Below are 14,435 nucleotides of genomic sequence, written 5' to 3' on the forward strand. Positions count from 1 at the left end.
GTGATGGTCGACCCGGGACACGTGTTCCGTCGCGCTTTCTCCTGGCTGCCTGCGCAGTTCGCCTCTCAGAGTGATGCGCCGGTGGGCGCGCCGCGCCAATTCGGATCCACCGAGCACCTTTCGATCGAGGCCATCGCGGCATTCGTCGACGGTGAGCTGCGGATGACCGCACATCTGCGTGCCGCCCATCACCTGTCGTTGTGCCCGGACTGCGCCGCTGAGGTGGACGCACAGAGCCAGGCGCGCACTGCCTTGCGGGACTCGTGCCCGATTGCGATTCCGAACGCGTTGTTGGGCATGTTGTCCGAGATCCCGCACCACATTCCACAACCGCCGCCGGAAGCGCCGGAGCAGCCGCAGTTTGCTGATGACCCGACGCGATCGCGGCGTAAGCGCCGGTAGGGTGGACCACGAGGCGAACAGTGACCCGCGCCGGCCGATTACGCCAGGTCGGGCGCTCCGATAGAGAGTGATACATCGGTGACCAATCAGGACCAGTCCGGCGATAGCGGCCGCCTGGCGCCGCGCGGCGTTGAGCGGCCACCCGTCGATCCCGCGTCGCAACGCACGTTCGGCAGGCCGACAGGTGTCGACGGATCGTTCGCGGACGCCGACAAGTTCCAGGACCAGGGCGAGTTCGCGCCGAAGGACCAGCCACCGGATCCGGTGCTCGCCGAGGCGTTCGGCAGGCCCGGCACGGGCGGCGATTCGTTGCAGCGCCACCCCACTGACGCGGGTGCTCTTGAGGCCGAGCGGGACTCCAGCGACGGGTTCGACGATCCTTGGCGTGACCCCGCTGCGGGCGTGGCACTCGGCACGCCGGCCCGGCAGCCGTCGGCCCCGACGGTCGTGACCGAACCCGCAGGCAAGTTGAGTCTGCGCGAGGTGCTGTTCGGCGGCCGGGTGTCCTGGGTCGCGCTGACCGTGCTGTTTCTGAGTGCCATGTTGGTCGCGTTCGTCGGCGGCTGGGTCGGCCAGAAGACCGCAGGGACCGTACAGGCCTTCACCACCTCGAAGGTGACGCTGGAGACCGGTGACGAACCGGAACCGGAAGCCGGCCGGTTCGCCAAGGTCGCCGCTGCGGTCGCCGATTCGGTGGTCACGATCGAAGCGAAGAGCAAGACCGAGGGATCCCAGGGATCCGGCGTTGTCATCGACGGACGCGGCTACATCGTGACCAACAATCACGTGATCTCCGATGCGGCGGGTAAGCCTGCCGACTACCAGATCACCGTGGTGTTCAACGACGGCAAGGAAGCGCCGGCGAATCTCGTCGGCCGCGATCCCAAGACCGACCTGGCGGTGCTCAAGGTCGACAACGTCGACAACCTGACCGTGGCGCGGATGGGCGACTCGGAGAAAATCCGGGTCGGTGAGGAAGTGATCGCCGCGGGTGCTCCGCTGGGCCTGCGCAGCACCGTCACGCACGGCATCATCAGCGCGCTGCACCGGCCGGTGCCGCTGTCGGGCGACGGGTCGGACACCGACACCGTGATCGACGGTGTGCAGACCGACGCGTCGATCAACCACGGCAACTCCGGTGGCCCGCTGATCAACATGAGCTCCGAGGTCATCGGCATCAATACCGCCGGAAAGTCCTTGTCGGACAGCGCAAGTGGGCTGGGCTTCGCGATTCCGGTCAACGAGGTCAAGCAGACTGTCGAGACCTTGATCCAGAACGGCAAGATCGCCCACCCGACGCTGGGGCTCACCGCCAAGTCGGTGAGCAACGATCTGGCTTCCGGCGCTCAGGTGGCGAACGTGATGGCAGGCAGCCCCGCGGAGCGGGCCGGAATTCTGGAGAACGACGTCGTGGTCAAGGTCGGTGACCGCACGGTCGCCGACGCCGACGAGTTCGCGGTCGCGATACGTCAGCTCAAGATCGGCGAGCCTGCACCCATCGAAGTGGTCCGCGACGGCCGCCCGGTGACGCTCACCGTGACCCCCGACGGCAAAGACAGCACGTAGGCCATGTTCGCCAATATCGGTTGGGGCGAGATGCTGGTCCTGGTGGTCGCCGGCCTGGTGATCCTCGGGCCGGAGCGCCTGCCCGGCGCCATCCGCTGGACCTCGAGCGCGCTGCGTCAGGCCCGTGACTACGTCAGCGGTGCCACCAGCCAGCTGCGTGACGACTTCGGTCCCGAGTTCGAGGACCTGCGCCAGCCGCTGTCGGAGCTGCAGAAGCTGCGTGGCATGACACCGCGGGCCGCGATCACCAAGCATCTGCTCGACGGCGATGACTCGTTCCTGACCGGCGCATTCGACAAGCCGCAGACACCGGGCGGTCCGACACCTGTCGAACCGGACGCGTCCACCCCGGAGACCCCGGAGAAAGCTGCCGACAACAAGCCGGCAGGCACGGTGTTCGACCCTGACGCCACCTAGCAGCGGCGGTCAGCGGCCCGCGGGATCCAGACCCAGGGACATGCCGGCCAGCCCGCGTTTGCGTGCCGAGAGGGCATCGGCGACCTTGCGCAGCTCCTTGCCGGCGGGCGAATCGGGGGCAGACAACACCAGCGGGACCCCGGCGTCACCGGCCGCCACCAGCGCAGGTTCCAGCGGGATCTGACCCAGTAGCGGCACGTCGCCGCCGACCGAACGGGTCAGGGATTCCGCCACCTGCGCCCCGCCGCCTTCACCGAACAGCTGCATGGTCGAGCCGTCGGGCAGCAACAGCCCGGACATGTTCTCGACCACGCCCGCGATGCGTTGCCGGGTCTGCAGCGCGATCGCGCCCGCCCGTTCGGCCACTTCGGCCGCGGCCAGCTGAGGCGTCGTCACCACCAGGATCTCCGCGCTCGGGATCAGCTGCGCCACCGAGATCGCGACGTCACCGGTACCCGGCGGTAGATCCAGCAGCAGCACATCCAGGTCGCCCCAGTACACGTCGGCCAGGAACTGCTGTAGCGCCCGGTGCAACATCGGGCCGCGCCACACCACCGGGGTGTTGCCCTGGGTGAACATCGCGATCGAGATGACCTTCACGTCATGAGCGATCGGCGGCAGGATCATCGAGTCGACCTGGGTGGGCCGCTCGGTGGTGCCCATCATGCGCGGTACCGAATGTCCGTAGATGTCGGCGTCGAGCACCCCTACCGCCAAGCCGCGGGCGGCCATCGCCGCGGCGAGGTTGACCGTGACACTGGATTTGCCGACCCCGCCCTTGCCGGAGGCCACCGCATACACCCGGGTCAGGGAGTTGGGCTGGGCGAACGGGATCACCGGCTCCCGCGAATCGCCGCGTAACTGCTTGCGCAGCTCGGTGCGTTGTTCGTCGTTCATCACGTCGAGGCCGACCTTGACCGCGCCGGTGCCGGGGACGTCCGCGACGGCCGAGGTGACCATATCGGCGATCTCGGTCTTCTTGGGGCAGGCCGCGGTGGTCAGGTAGATCTCGACGTGGACACCGTGGTCAGGCTCGATCGTGACGCTCTTAACCATGCCGAGCTCGGTGATCGGCCGACGTAGTTCGGGATCGATCACCTTGGCCAGCGCGGAACGCACCGCAGATTGCAGCTCGGAGGCAGATTCGGACATCACCACCGAGTCTACGGCGCGACCGAGAGTCGGATCGATGAGCCCTCAGGCCGGACCGGGCGCGGGGCCGGGGGCCGGACCGGGTGCCGGGCCGGGCGCGGGCGGAAGGCCCGGCGCGACCGGCATGGGCGCGGGTGGCGGGGCGAGGCCAGGCCATGGCGCGGGCGGCGGCGCGGCAGGAGGTGGCGGTGTCTGATCGCTCAGACAGAACACCACGCATTCAGGCTGGCGCGGTTGCTCCCATGGCGGGCGCCACGGTGGCGGCGCCGCAGGCGGGGGTGGCGGCGCGGCCTGTGCCGGGCCGGGCAGCGGTCCCAGCACCTGCCCGGGCGCGAAGCCGGGAACGTTCGTGGCAACCAGTTGGGAGGCCTCGTTGCTGCCCAGCACCGGAATCAACGCGAGCGGGTCACCGACGGGCAGACCGGTGGCATTGACGGGCAGACCGGGTCCGAGCCCTTCGGGCTGGTCCAGGTGGGCGTCACCGATCGGGGGTATCGACCCGGTGATCGGCGGCAGATCGACCGGAACGACGCCGGTGGCGTACGCGGCCGCCCAGCCGAGCACATTGCGGGCGTAGGCCACGGAGTTGTTGTAACGCAGGATGGCGGCCATGACCTGGGACTGATCGCGCAGGTTGAGCCCACCGCTGCACAGGTAGCGGGCGGCGGCCAGCGTCGAGTCGTAGAGGTTCTGCACGTCGGCCCGGCCGTCGCCGTCCCCGTCGGAGGCGTACCGCGCCCAGGTGCCGGGCAGAAACTGCATCGGCCCCATGGCCCGGGCATAGGTGACCCGGCCGACCTGCGCGCTCTGCACGATGACCTCGTTGCCGGGAAGCGTGCCGTCCAGCGCAGGCCCGTAGATCGGGCGGACCGGCGTGCCGCGGGCATCGGTGGCACCGCCGTTGGCGTGCATGGATTCGATGCGGCCGATGCCTGCCAGCAGATTCCAGCTCACCCCGCAGCCCGGATACGCCGCAGCCATCATTCGTTCGGCGTTGCGGTAGGCATTCAGCGCCATGCCTGGAATACCCAGGGCGCCAGGGGAGTTCACCACGACCGCCGGCGGGGGAGCAGATGCTGTCATCGCGGCGATGTGAAACTTCGACGGTGGCTTGGCGGCTGCGACCACGGCAGGACCGGTCCGGTCGGGTGCGGGTTCGACGGCGGCCAGGGGCGTCACTGCGGTGTCGGTGGCACCGATGTGCGGCGACGGGGGAGAGGCCCCGACTGCCCCGGCGAGGATGACGGGGGAGAGCACCGCCACCCCGAACACGGCGCGCAGTGGCGGAGCGGACAAGCCAGGGGACAGCGTTCGGCGGACGTGCGGCTCCGGCAGGAAACCGCGGAAGTCGGGAGTGCCGACAGGGGAGGCGCCCGTCAGCGGCCCCACCCGGCGTCGAGCGGCCAGGAAAGCCGCCCCTCCCCCTATGCGCACCTGACCGTCCTTACCTACTTGTGTGGCCTACTAAATAGCGTGCTGTGAACCAAGTCACCATACCTAGTCGGTGTTCTCCTGTTTCGACAATGGTCGACTGGAGCTTCAACCACCGCGTTTCGGGCGACGCTCGACCGGGTCGGGGCTGCCGGGGCCGTCCTCATCGCCGTCTGTCACGGGTTGCTGCAATCCGCTGATCATGTCGCGGATCTCCTCCAGCTCGCGGCGCAGATAGTCGCGGGTGGCTACCTCGCCCACGGCCAGGCGCAGCGCTGCGAGCTCGCGGGCGAGATACTCGGTATCGGCCTTGGTCTGCTCGGCCCGGCGCCGATCCTCTTCGAGCGACACCCGGTCCCGGTTCTCCTGGCGGTTCTGCGCCAGCAGGATCAGGGGCGCGGCGTACGCGGCCTGGGTGGAAAAGGCCAGGTTGAGCAGGATGAACGGGTACGGGTCCCACTGGAAGGCGAAGACGCCGATGTTCAGGGCGATCCAGACGATCACCACGAACGTCTGGATGGCCAGGTAGCGCCCGGTACCGAGGAACCGTGCGATGCGCTCGCTGAACGCGCCCACCGCCTCAACGTCGAAGTGCAGCCCGAGGCCACGCGTCGAGCGGGGGGTGTCGAGCCGCTGACGTGCCGACAAATCGCTCATGAGCCCGCCACCGGCAGCTCAGGCTCGTCGTGTTCCCGCCAGTCCTCCGGCAACAGATGGTCGAGCACGTCGTCGACCGACACCGCGCCCAGCAGGTGGCTCTCCTCGTCGACCACCGGACCGCACACCAGGTTGTAGGCGGCGAAATAGCGCGTCACCGCCGCCAGTGAGTCCGCGGGGCTCAGGGAGGGCAGGTCGCTGTCGACGATGCCGCTGACCAGCGTCGCCGGTGGTTCACGCAGCAGCCGCTGCAAGTGCACGCAGCCCAGGTAATGCCCGGTCGGGGTGGCGGTGGGCGCCCGTGCGACAAACGCCATCGACGCCAGTGCGGGGGTGAGGTCGGGGTCGCGGACGCGGGCCAGCGCCTCGGCGACAGTCGTGTCGGGCGCCAGCACCACGGGCTCCGACGTCATCAGACCGCCCGCGGTGTCGGGCGAGTGGGACAGCAGCCGGCGCACGTCCTCGGAGTCTTCGGGATCCATCCGCCCCAGCAGCACCTCGGCTTCGGCCGGTGTCAGCGTGCCGAGCAGGTCGGCCGCATCATCGGGATCCATGGCCTCGAGCACGTCCGCGGCGCGTTCGGTGTTGAGCTGCTGCAGCACCTCGGCCTGCTCGTCCTCGGGCAGTTCCTGGAGCACATCGGCAAGCCGCTCGTCGTCGAGCGCGCGGAACAGTTCGTAGCGACGTTTGGCAGGCAGCTCGCGCAGTGCCTCGGCCACCTCGACGGCGCGTTGCCCCTCGAACTGGTCCAGCAGTGAGGCCACGCCCTGATCGGGCATCGCCAGCCCCGACGGCGTGAGGCCGTGCACGTTCTGCCAGTCGACGGCATAGATGTTGCTGCGCCTACCCAGCCGTCGCTGCGGGCGTACCGCAACACGGGTGACCATCCAGTCCCTGGTCCGGGTCTGTTCGATACCCAGATCGACCACCACGACGTCGATTCCGGCGAGCTGGGGCAGGTCCGTATCGTCGACGCGGACGCGGGTTTCCAGCACCTGGCCCAGGGCCAGCACCTCTCCGGGGCGTTGGGCGAACCGGCGCAACGACACACTGCCGGTAGCCAGCGTCACCGAGCCGGGTTCGATTGCCGTCACCCGCAGGATCGGTACGAAAATCCTTCGCCGGGTGAGCAATTCGACGACAAGGCCCAGTACCCGCGGTTGTTGGCGGACGATACTGATGCTGATCACCACATCACGGACGCGACCGATGGACTCCCCGTCCGGACCTAGCACCACCATCCCCGCAAGACGGGCTGCATAGACCCTGTTCACCGCCGCCATGGTTCAAAGGGTAGAGACTATCTTCGTGGACAACGCGTATCGACCCCGTAGAACGTGTCTCTCGGTTCCGGGGAGCAGTGTCAAAATGATCCAGAAGGCCAAAAACCTGGCCGCAGACGAGGTGTTCCTCGACCTCGAGGATGCGGTTGCCCCGGACGCCAAGGAACAGGCACGCACCCAGGTGGCTGTCGCGCTGGCAGAGGACGGATGGTCGGGTCAGCTGCGCGGGGTGCGGGTCAACGACTGGACCACGCCGTGGACCTATGCCGACGTGATCGAGGTGGTGTCCACCGCGGGAGCCGCGGTCGAGGTGATCGTGCTGCCGAAGGTGACGGACGTCTCGCACATTCATGCGCTGGATCTGCTGCTGAGCCAGTTGGAGACCACGCACGGACTGCCCGTCGGCCGGATCGGCATCGAGGCCCAGATCGAAAATGCCCAGGGCCTCAGCAATGTCGACGCCATCGCCGCCTGCCCGCGCGTGCAGGCCCTGGTGCTGGGTCCCGCCGACATGATGGCAAGCCTGAACATGCGCACCCTGGTGGTCGGGGAACAGCCCGAGGGTTACGACGTCGGGGACGCCCACCACCACGTGCTGATGCGGATTCTGATCGCGGCGCGTACGCACGGCATCAACGCGATCGACGGGCCCTATCTGAAGGTGCGGGACACCGACGCATTCCGCCGGGTGGCCGGCCGGTCGGCGGCGCTGGGTTATGACGGCAAATGGGTGTTGCATCCGGACCAGATCACGGCGGGCAATGAGATCTTCAGCCCCCGCCAAGCCGATTACGACCATGCCGAACTCATTCTGGACGCCTACGACTGGCACACCTCGAGGGCCGGTGGCGCTCGTGGCGCGGTGATGCTCGGCGACGAGATGATCGACGAGGCCAGCCGCAAGATGGCGCTGGTGATCGCCGGGAAAGGCCGCGCCGCCGGGATGGCGCGATTGGCGGAGCCGTTCCGTCCGCCGCGGTAGCGGGGCAACCGGCAGCCGGATAGACCAGCGGGACAATCGGATCCACGCCCGGTCGGTTGGCCTTGGCGCTAGACCGACGCGATGAACGCGAGGAAGAAGACGACGGTGATCAGGCTGACCACCGCACCGAGGGCGATGCCCGCGATCGCCAGGCCGCGGCCCGCCTGCCCGGTGTTGCCGATCTGGTTGAGCGCGACGATGCCGAGCGCGATGCCGACGAGTGCAGGCACGATTCCGGTGAAACAGAAAAAGAAGAACGGAATGCCTGCGGCCGACGCGACCAGTGAACCGATCGCCATGCCGTTGTTGGCGGCGGGCTGGCCCGGGTAACCCGGCGGGTATCCGGGCGCCGGATAACCGGGCGGCGGCGGGTACGCCTGCGGCGGATACCCCGGCGCGGCCGGGTACTGCAGCGGTGTCGACGGGTCGTAGGCCTGTGGTCCGGTGGGATAGGGCACCGGGTATCCCGGTGGCGGTGGGGGATAGTCCGACGGATAGTTCGGCGGCGGAAACGACGGGTAAGGGGCGTACGACGGGTATGGCGGTTGCGCTTCGGCCGCAGGCGGTTGATCCTGGGATTGCTCGATCGGAGGTGCTTCGTAGCCGCTCCACGACGGTTCCGACGGCCCGGCGCCGGGCCCGGATGGTGGCGTTTCGCCCGCGTTCCCGTCCGGATTTGTCATGCTGATCAACCTAGCGCACGCACCGGAAACAGGAGGTCACGACAGGGCGCGGCACCAAAACCGGTGGCCGGACGTTGGTGTTATGACAGTAGCCGCGAATATGCGGTGCACAGAGGAGAGTGAAGTTCGATGACGAGCCCATTCCAGCCCGGTCAGGCACCGGGCGCCACGCCCGCAGCGCCGACACGTGGCGCGCTGCCCACCCCGCCGCGGGGTTGGCCGATCGGCTCCTATCCCACCTATGCCGAGGCCCAGCGTGCGGTCGACTATCTGTCGGATCAACAGTTCCCGGTGCAGCAGGTGACTCTCGTCGGCGTGGATCTGATGCAGGTCGAGAGGGTCACGGGACGGTTGAGCTGGCCCAAGGTGCTTGGTGGCGGTGTGCTCACCGGTGCCTGGCTGGGCCTGTTCATCGGCCTGATTCTGGGCTTTTTCAGCCCCAATCCGTGGAGCGCGTTGCTGACCGGTCTGATCGCTGGCGTGTTCTTCGGTCTGATCACCTCGGCGATCCCGTACGCGATGGCACGCGGCACAAGAGATTTCAGTTCGACCATGCAACTGGTCGCCGGCCGCTATGACGTGCTATGTGATCCGCAGAGCGCCGAACAGGGCCGGGATCTGCTGGCGCGCTTGAAGATCTGACCTTCTCCTGGCCGCGTTTCGGGCCTGTTGGCAAACAGCCGCAGGTCACGATTGTGACGCGCGCGTGCCCAAAGTGTTGCACATCACGCGTATCTGGCTCTACGGTTTGCGCGCGGGAGGTTCCCGCCGGAGCTGCTCCGGCGGCGACGTTCGACGCGGACGGGAGGCAGAGCGGTGCGCGCTCGGCGGCTATGTGCTGCGGCAGTGGCCGCACTGACGACAGCCTCGGTGGTGTCGGCTTGCGGTTCGGAGACCAGTGGGCTGGTCATCAACTACTACACGCCGGCTAATGAGATGGCGACGTTCACCGCTGTCGCCAAACGATGTAACGAGGAACTCGGCGGCCGGTTCACCATCAAGCAGATCAGTTTGCCCAAAGGCGCTGACGATCAACGGCTGCAGCTCGCCCGCCGGCTCACGGGTAACGACAAGACCCTCGACGTGATGGCGCTCGACGTGGTGTGGACCGCCGAGTTCGCCGAGGCAGGCTGGGCGCTGCCGCTGTCCGACGACCCGGCCGGTCTGGCCGAATCGGACGCTGTGGAGAACACCCTGCCTGGGCCGTTGGAGACCGCACGTTGGCAGGGCCAGCTGTACGCCTCGCCGATCACCACCAACACCCAATTGTTGTGGTATCGAGCAGATTTGATGGACGAGCCACCGAGTACCTGGGATGCGATGGTGTCCGAGGCGACGCGTCTGCATGCCGCCGGTGAGCCCAGCTGGATCGCCGTGCAGGCCAAGCAGTACGAGGGCCTGGTGGTGTGGTTCAACACGCTGCTGGCCAGCGCGGGCGGGCAGGTCCTCTCTGACGACGGCAAGTCCGTCACGCTGACCGACACCCCCGAACATCGAGCCGCCACCGTCAAGGCGCTGCAGATCATCAAATCCGTCGCCACCGCGCCCGGTGCCGATCCGTCGGTGACCCAGACCGATGAGGCGACCGCGCGGTTGGCGCTCGAACAGGGCAAAGCCGCCCTAGAGGTGAACTGGCCGTTCGTGCTGCCCTCGCTGCTGGAGAACGCCGTCAAGGGCGGGGTGAGCTTCCTGCCGCTCAACGAACGCGCCGATCTCGCCGACGCGATCAACGACCTCGGCACCTTCTCACCCACCGACGAACAGTTCCGGGCCGCGTACGACGCCAGCAAAGAAGTCTTCGGTTTCGCCAACTTTCCCGGCGTCGTCGAGGGCGAACCAGCGAAGGTGACGTTGGGCGGGCTGAATCTCGCGGTCGCGGCCACCAGCCAGCACAAGGCCGAAGCGTTCGAAGCCATCCGGTGCCTGCGCAACGTCGACAACCAGCGCTACACCTCCGTGGAGGGCGGCTTGCCCGCGGTGCGCGCCTCGCTGTACGACGATCCTGAATTCCAGGCCAAGTACCCGCAGTATGCGATCATTCGCGAGCAGCTCACCAATGCCGCGGTGCGGCCTGCGACCCCGGTGTACCAGGCGGTGTCGACGCGGATCTCGGCGACGCTGGCGCCGATCACCGAGATCGATCCCGAACGGATGGCCGACGAGTTGACCGAGCAGGTCCAGAAGGCCATCGACGGTAAGGGGCTGATCCCGTGACGGCCGACGAGCGCTTGCGCGAGGAGCCGACGAGCACTGCCACCGGAACCGACGACCGGAAATCCGAACGCAGGCTGGCGTTCGCGCTGATCGCCCCCGCGGTGGTCCTGATGCTCGCGGTCACCGCCTATCCGATCGGGTACGCGGTGTGGCTGAGCCTGCAGCGCTACAACCTGGCGGCCCCCGACGACACCGCGTTCGTCTGGTTCGCCAATTACCAGACCATCCTCACCGACCGGTACTGGTGGACGGCTTTCGTGGTGACGCTGGGTATCACGGTCGTCTCGGTGGCCATCGAGTTCGTGCTCGGCATGGCGCTCGCGCTGGTCATGCACCGCACGATCTTCGGCAAGGGCGTGGTGCGCACGGCGGTGTTGATCCCGTACGGCATCGTGACCGTGGCAGCCTCCTACAGCTGGTACTACGCCTGGACGCCGGGCACCGGATATCTGGCCAATCTGTTGCCCGACGGCAGCGCTCCGCTGACCGAACAGTTGCCCTCACTGGCGATCGTGGTCCTTGCCGAGGTCTGGAAGACGACGCCGTTCATGGCGCTGCTGTTGCTGGCCGGACTGGCGCTGGTGCCGCAGGATCTGCTCAACGCCGCCCAGGTCGACGGCGCGGGCGCGTGGCACCGGCTGATCAAAGTGATTCTGCCGCTGATCAAACCGGCGATCCTGGTTGCCCTGCTGTTCCGGACGCTGGACGCGTTCCGGATCTTCGACAACATCTATGTACTGACCGGCGGCGCGAACAACACCGGCTCGGTGTCGATCCTGGGCTATGACAACCTGTTCAAGGCGTTCAATCTCGGATTGGGTTCGGCGATCAGCGTGTTGATCTTCTTATCGGTCGCGATCATCGCGTTCATCTTCATCAAGATCTTCGGTGCGTCAGCACCTGGCGCGGACGTGGAGGGACACCGGTGAGCGAGCGGGTGGGTGCGCGGCGCGCGACGGGCTGGGGCCTGATCAACATCCTCGTGGTTCTGTATGCGTTGATCCCGGTGCTGTGGATTCTGTCGCTGTCGTTGAAGCCGACGTCAAGTGTCAAGGACGGCAAGCTGATCCCGGCGGAGATCACCTTCGAGAACTACAAGGGCATCTTCACCGGCAACATCTTCAGTTCGGCGCTGGTCAACTCGATCGGCATCGGTTTGATCACCACGGTCATCGCGGTCACCATCGGCGGCATGGCGGCCTACGCCGTGGCCAGGCTGACCTTCCCGGGTAAGCGTCTGCTGGTCGGGGTGGCACTGCTGATCGCCATGTTCCCGCAGATTTCACTGGTGACACCGCTTTTCAACATCGAACGCCGACTCGGGCTGTTCGATACCTGGCCAGGGCTGATCATTCCGTACATCACTTTCGCGCTGCCGCTGGCGATCTACACGTTGTCGGCGTTCTTCCGGGAGATCCCCTGGGATCTGGAGAAGGCCGCGAAGATGGACGGGGCCACGGCCGGCCAGGCGTTCCGCAAGGTCATCGCTCCGTTGGCCGCACCGGGCATCGTCACCGCGGCCATCCTGGTGTTCATCTTCGCGTGGAACGACCTGCTGTTGGCGCTGTCGCTGACCGCGACGCAGCGGGCGATCACCGCGCCGGTGGCGATTGCGAACTTCACCGGTAGTTCGCAATTCGAAGAGCCGACCGGCTCGATCGCGGCGGGCGCGATGGTCATCACGATCCCGATCATCATCTTTGTTCTCATTTTCCAGCGGCGGATCGTCGCTGGGCTGACGTCCGGTGCGGTAAAGGGGTAGTTGGATGGCCGAAATTGTGTTGGACCGGGTGACCAAGAGTTACCCCGACGGCGCAGGCGGTGTCAGGGAGGCCGTCAAGGAATTCTCCATGACCATCGCCGACGGCGAGTTCATCATCCTGGTGGGCCCATCGGGATGCGGTAAGTCCACCACGCTGAACATGATTGCCGGACTTGAGGACATCACCTCGGGTGAGTTGCGGATCGGCGGCGAGCGGGTCAACGAGAAGGCGCCCAAGGACCGTGACATCGCGATGGTGTTCCAGTCGTACGCGCTGTACCCGCATATGACCGTGCGGCAGAACATTGCCTTCCCGCTGACGTTGGCCAAGGTCAAGAAGGACGAGATCGCGGCCAAGGTGACCGAGACTGCGAAGACCCTCGATCTCACCGAGTTGCTCGACCGTAAGCCGGGTCAGCTGTCCGGTGGTCAGCGCCAGCGCGTCGCGATGGGGCGGGCGATTGTGCGTGACCCCAAGGCATTTCTGATGGATGAGCCGCTGTCCAACCTCGACGCCAAGCTCCGGGTGCAGATGCGCGCCGAGATCTCGCGGCTGCAGAATCGCCTGGGCACCACCACGGTCTACGTCACCCACGACCAGACCGAAGCGATGACGCTGGGGGACCGGGTGGTGGTGCTGCTGGCCGGTGCCGTCCAGCAGATCGGTACTCCCGAGGAGTTGTACAACGACCCCGCCAACCTGTTCGTGGCCGGGTTCATCGGGTCGCCCGCGATGAATTTCTTCCCGGCGACGTTCACCGATGTCGGGGTGCGCCTGCCATTCGGCGACGTCACCTTGACCCAGGGCGTGCATGACCTGCTGGCCGAACATCCCACGCCCGACAACATCATCGTCGGTATTCGCCCGGAGCACCTCGAGGATGCCTCGCTGCTCGACGGCTATGCGCGTATCCGGGCGCTGACCTTCGAGGTTCGGGCGGACATCGTCGAATCGCTTGGCGCCGACAAGTACGTGCATTTCACCACCGAGGGCGCTGGCGCCGAATCGGCGCAACTGGCCGAGCTGACGGCCGATTCGGGTGGGGGCGTAAACGAGTTCGTGGCAAGGGTTTCCGCCGAATCGAAGGTGACGGCGGGCCGGCAGGTGGAGTTGGCGTTCGACACCACCAAGCTGGTGATCTTCGACGCCGACACCGGACTGAACCTGACCCGCGCACCGGCAACCGAGGCGACGCAGGAGACACCGGAGGCGCAGCGGGCCGAACCGGAGACTGAGGTCGACGAGGCGGCCGTGGAATCGGACGAGCCGACACCACAGTGATCGACGTGCCTGCGGCAGTGCGGGCCCGGCTGGACGGATACTTCGCCGAGGCGGGGATCAGCGCCGAGCCCGTCAGTGCCAGTGTCACGTTTCTGGGCACCGAACGCATCGACGTGCTGCGCTTCGGGCCGGACCCGCGCACCGGCTTTGACGGTGTCCATCACTATGTGACGCTGGGTTGTTCGCGCCATCCGATGTTTTCTCCCACCGAACTCGTCACCGATCCGATCCACGGTCCGCGGGCGGAGGTGATGATGTCCCTGCGCGGTCCGACGCCGAGCGGGCTGGCCCGGTCACTCGCGGTGCTGGCCGCCGCGCCTGCGGTCGAGGGGCTGGTCCTGGAGCCGGGCGCCCTGGTGGACCTGGAGACACCGGTGTTCGGTTCGGCGCCGTTCACCGCATTCCTGTTGGGTGGCAGCGATATCGGCGAGGTGGCGCTGCCCGAGCCGCTGACCCCGGTGGCCGTGCTGTCGGCGACGCCCATCACCGCGACCGAGGCGGCGTGGGTGCGGCTCAAGGGGGCCGACGCGATGCGGGAGGCGTGGCGGGCCGACGGTGTCGACATTCTCGATCCGGCCAGGCGGGCGGCGTCTCCGAGCTGAGG

General features: G+C 67.2%; 15 protein-coding genes. 10 read left to right on the plus strand and 5 right to left on the minus strand.

Going from position 1 to position 14,435, the window contains the following annotated elements:
* Positions 1-3: 3 nt before the first annotated feature.
* The 3 genes from rseA to tatB all read left to right on the plus strand — a co-directional run bounded on the left by rseA (position 4) and on the right by tatB (position 2,385).
* A complete protein-coding gene (gene rseA / locus M1247_RS05640) occupies positions 4-402 on the plus strand; it encodes an anti-sigma E factor RseA (RefSeq protein ID WP_317155292.1) in 399 nt (132 codons plus the stop codon).
* Positions 403-480: 78 nt separating this feature from the next.
* Positions 481-1,968, plus strand: coding sequence for a serine protease HtrA (htrA, locus tag M1247_RS05645; protein ID WP_317155293.1), 1,488 nt, complete (start codon positions 481-483; stop codon positions 1,966-1,968).
* A gap of 3 nt (positions 1,969-1,971) precedes the next feature.
* Positions 1,972-2,385 (plus strand): Sec-independent protein translocase protein TatB, encoded by a 414-nt coding sequence (tatB, locus tag M1247_RS05650; protein ID WP_317155294.1) that lies wholly within the window; start codon positions 1,972-1,974, stop codon positions 2,383-2,385.
* A gap of 9 nt (positions 2,386-2,394) precedes the next feature.
* Here tatB and M1247_RS05655 read toward each other — a convergent pair whose 3' ends face one another.
* The 4 genes from M1247_RS05655 to M1247_RS05670 form a co-directional block, all read right to left on the minus strand.
* Positions 2,395-3,537 (minus strand): Mrp/NBP35 family ATP-binding protein, encoded by a 1,143-nt coding sequence (locus M1247_RS05655; protein WP_317155295.1) that lies wholly within the window; start codon positions 3,535-3,537, stop codon positions 2,395-2,397.
* A 45-nt stretch (positions 3,538-3,582) separates the two neighbouring features.
* Complete coding sequence (locus M1247_RS05660) at positions 3,583-4,818, minus strand: lytic transglycosylase domain-containing protein (RefSeq protein WP_317155611.1); 1,236 nt, start codon at positions 4,816-4,818, stop codon at positions 3,583-3,585.
* A 258-nt stretch (positions 4,819-5,076) separates the two neighbouring features.
* Positions 5,077-5,625 carry a DUF1003 domain-containing protein gene (locus M1247_RS05665; RefSeq protein WP_317155296.1) on the minus strand — a complete coding sequence of 183 codons (549 nt, stop codon included), beginning with the start codon at positions 5,623-5,625 and terminating at the stop codon, positions 5,077-5,079.
* The gene (locus M1247_RS05670; RefSeq protein WP_317155297.1) at positions 5,622-6,908 is read right to left on the minus strand and encodes a magnesium transporter MgtE N-terminal domain-containing protein; all 1,287 of its coding nucleotides are present in this window, start codon (positions 6,906-6,908) and stop codon (positions 5,622-5,624) included. Before M1247_RS05670 ends, M1247_RS05665 begins: the two co-directional genes overlap by 4 nt.
* 25 nt (positions 6,909-6,933) lie before the next feature.
* On the opposite strand from M1247_RS05670, the gene M1247_RS05675 reads away from it, so the two are divergent.
* Entirely contained in the window at positions 6,934-7,890 is a 957-nt protein-coding gene (locus M1247_RS05675) for an HpcH/HpaI aldolase/citrate lyase family protein (RefSeq protein ID WP_317155298.1), read from the plus strand.
* Positions 7,891-7,958: 68 nt separating this feature from the next.
* Here M1247_RS05675 and M1247_RS05680 read toward each other — a convergent pair whose 3' ends face one another.
* Entirely contained in the window at positions 7,959-8,573 is a 615-nt protein-coding gene (locus tag M1247_RS05680) for a DUF4190 domain-containing protein (RefSeq protein WP_317155299.1), read from the minus strand.
* 129 nt (positions 8,574-8,702) lie between these two features.
* Between M1247_RS05680 and M1247_RS05685 the strand changes: the two genes are divergently transcribed.
* From M1247_RS05685 to M1247_RS05710, 6 genes are all read left to right on the plus strand, one after another.
* Entirely contained in the window at positions 8,703-9,215 is a 513-nt protein-coding gene (locus M1247_RS05685) for a YflT domain-containing protein (RefSeq protein ID WP_317155300.1), read from the plus strand.
* Positions 9,216-9,389: 174 nt separating this feature from the next.
* Positions 9,390-10,787: an ABC transporter substrate-binding protein gene (locus M1247_RS05690; protein WP_317155301.1), complete on the plus strand. Its 1,398-nt coding sequence runs from the start codon at positions 9,390-9,392 to the stop codon at positions 10,785-10,787.
* 14 nt (positions 10,788-10,801) lie between these two features.
* Positions 10,802-11,716: a carbohydrate ABC transporter permease gene (locus M1247_RS05695; RefSeq protein WP_317155612.1), complete on the plus strand. Its 915-nt coding sequence runs from the start codon at positions 10,802-10,804 to the stop codon at positions 11,714-11,716.
* A gap of 8 nt (positions 11,717-11,724) precedes the next feature.
* Positions 11,725-12,549, plus strand: a complete 825-nt coding sequence (locus M1247_RS05700; RefSeq protein ID WP_317155613.1) for a carbohydrate ABC transporter permease — start codon at positions 11,725-11,727, stop codon at positions 12,547-12,549.
* Positions 12,550-12,553: 4 nt separating this feature from the next.
* The gene (locus M1247_RS05705) at positions 12,554-13,831 is read left to right on the plus strand and encodes an ABC transporter ATP-binding protein (protein WP_317155302.1); all 1,278 of its coding nucleotides are present in this window, start codon (positions 12,554-12,556) and stop codon (positions 13,829-13,831) included.
* The gene (locus tag M1247_RS05710) at positions 13,828-14,433 is read left to right on the plus strand and encodes a suppressor of fused domain protein (RefSeq protein ID WP_317155303.1); all 606 of its coding nucleotides are present in this window, start codon (positions 13,828-13,830) and stop codon (positions 14,431-14,433) included. Before M1247_RS05705 ends, M1247_RS05710 begins: the two co-directional genes overlap by 4 nt.
* Positions 14,434-14,435 lie beyond the last annotated feature (2 nt).

Origin of the sequence: Mycobacterium appelbergii (assembly GCF_032883035.1) — a bacterium.
GTDB classification, from domain to species: Bacteria; Actinomycetota; Actinomycetes; order Mycobacteriales; family Mycobacteriaceae; genus Mycobacterium; species Mycobacterium appelbergii.

Excerpts from the sequence above, each read along its gene's own strand:
- rseA (WP_317155292.1), top strand. The coding sequence starts at position 4 with ATGGTCGACCCGGGACACGTGTTCCGTCGCGCTTTCTCCTGGCTGCCT.
- tatB (WP_317155294.1), top strand. The coding sequence starts at position 1,972 with ATGTTCGCCAATATCGGTTGGGGCGAGATGCTGGTCCTGGTGGTCGCC.
- M1247_RS05655 (WP_317155295.1), bottom strand. The coding sequence starts at position 3,537 with ATGTCCGAATCTGCCTCCGAGCTGCAATCTGCGGTGCGTTCCGCGCTG.
- M1247_RS05665 (WP_317155296.1), bottom strand. The coding sequence starts at position 5,625 with ATGAGCGATTTGTCGGCACGTCAGCGGCTCGACACCCCCCGCTCGACG.
- M1247_RS05670 (WP_317155297.1), bottom strand. The coding sequence starts at position 6,908 with ATGGCGGCGGTGAACAGGGTCTATGCAGCCCGTCTTGCGGGGATGGTG.
- M1247_RS05680 (WP_317155299.1), bottom strand. The coding sequence starts at position 8,573 with ATGACAAATCCGGACGGGAACGCGGGCGAAACGCCACCATCCGGGCCC.
- M1247_RS05685 (WP_317155300.1), top strand. The coding sequence starts at position 8,703 with ATGACGAGCCCATTCCAGCCCGGTCAGGCACCGGGCGCCACGCCCGCA.
- M1247_RS05705 (WP_317155302.1), top strand. The coding sequence starts at position 12,554 with ATGGCCGAAATTGTGTTGGACCGGGTGACCAAGAGTTACCCCGACGGC.